At 31.2% G+C, this 1,669-nt stretch carries 2 protein-coding genes; one reads left to right on the top strand and one right to left on the bottom strand.

Annotated features, from left to right (window positions below; translation table 11 throughout):
• Window positions 1–86 precede the first annotated feature (86 nt).
• A complete protein-coding gene (locus CD138_RS13330) occupies window positions 87–815 on the top strand; it encodes a hypothetical protein (protein WP_241520306.1) in 729 nt (242 codons plus the stop codon).
• Window positions 816–978: 163 nt separating this feature from the next.
• Here CD138_RS13330 and CD138_RS13325 read toward each other — a convergent pair whose 3' ends face one another.
• Entirely contained in the window at window positions 979–1,611 is a 633-nt protein-coding gene (locus CD138_RS13325) for a hypothetical protein (protein ID WP_026066809.1), read from the bottom strand.
• Between the last annotated feature and the right edge of the window lie 58 nt (window positions 1,612–1,669).

The raw sequence follows: 1,669 nt of genomic DNA, 5'->3' as shown, positions 1-1,669 counted from the left end.
ACCTATTATTTACCAAAACCTATTACAATCTAATTTAAAAGCTACATTTTTACCTATTTTAGATATTCAAAGGTATCTGGAATCATATGATTAAGCCGAAAAAATCTGGTCTAGGTAAACAAAAGAGGTTTTTTAATGAAATAGAAAGTATAGCAATTAGTTTGAATTTCTTAAAAAATAAATTTGAGGTTATCTATGATGAGTCTTTAGATTTGATCAATGGGATAGTCAGAAACCTACACTCTTTTAATAAATATAGATGCAGAGAAAATATGGCTAAAAAAACTGAAGTAGCTATAATAAAAAAATTAGATGATTTCGAATTAAACCATTTTAAGTGGAATCATGCAGGACTAAAGATACATCTTCCAAATTTATCTAAAAAAATTAAAAAAATTGTTTATGAACTAGATACACTGAATGAGAGAGAAGTAAATGATATTAGAGGGTTGCTCACAGAAGCTGTTGCTTGTTCTTTTTTAGGAGATGTTAGAGCTCAGAATAATCTTATATGGGATTGTTCATTTTTTAATAATAATAAATGCATAAGTGTTGGTGAGACTAAAACTACTGATATTTATTATAAAGAGAATCATGTACACCTGTATGAATGTAAAACTAAACCTTACTTTAAAACAGCACAATTCGATTTTATGTGTAAAATTCAGGAAGAATATGCTAAAGAAGGAACACAAGTTAATTTGTTTACTTTTGTTTTACAATATAGCCAACATCCAACATTCGATGAAGAAATTAAAAAAATTCCTAATCGCTTTGAATTAAAAACATTAGAGAGTTTAAAACAGTGTCATTAATGCGCTATTTTAGATAACAGAATGGATTATATTTTGATGAATCCCCTCAATTTTTTGTTGAGGGGATTTTGCTTGTTTTGAATATGTGATTGATTAATGTGAAAAGCAGGATATAATTATAAAGCTCGCATTCTTAAAATTTAATAGCAATTCAAATAGCCACTTACTTCTTTTCTTTATGACTTTCTACAAGCCCCATATACGTTAATTCGATAAACCGTCTATATTTCGCGATCAATTGTTCGTCATATAAAAGGCCACGATTTTTGTTAATATCCATGGCAGTGTGATAGATGTTTGCGATAATTTCAGTTGGGCGATGGTGGTCTGTCGCATAATCTTTTGTTAAGAAGAGATACGCATGGTATAAATCTCCAATCGTTTTGAAATAGCCCTGTTTTGCGATGGATTGACAAGTGAATGCAGGGATATGAACGAGATTAAAATAATAATCATAAGGTGTCATCTCGTCTTCTGGTTTCGTTGGAGTTTCGAGATGCATCCGGTCCCTTAAATCTTCACCGTATTCATGAATTTGTTGATGTTCAGAGCCTTCCATTTGGGATTCTAACTGTTTCATATTCGTCAATAATACGCTGACTTTACCGGCACGGCCTTCATAATCAACGCCGCTGACCCGCGTCAACATTTTTGAAATATCTTTCCTAAACATGATGATAATGATTAAAATAAGCCAAGAAATACTGAAATGTTCATATAAGGATGTTAAAAAATGAGCGAGTCCACTCAAACTTTGAAGTGAAAAATCTAATAAAGCATGGTCACTGTGGTTCAAAAAATCACCGCCTCTATATCATTAGGGTGTGTCATTATTTTAACCTTTATCCATATAA

Origin of the sequence: Staphylococcus intermedius NCTC 11048 (assembly GCF_002902385.1) — a bacterium.
In the GTDB taxonomy this organism is placed as follows: Bacteria; Bacillota; Bacilli; order Staphylococcales; family Staphylococcaceae; genus Staphylococcus; species Staphylococcus intermedius.
Note: the sequence above shows the minus strand (reverse complement) of the source record. Positions and strands in the feature narration are given on the sequence as shown.

What these genes read in the sequence shown, in the direction of transcription:
- CD138_RS13330 (WP_241520306.1), top strand. Translation starts at nt 87, where the DNA reads ATGATTAAGCCGAAAAAATCTGGTCTAGGTAAACAAAAGAGGTTTTTT.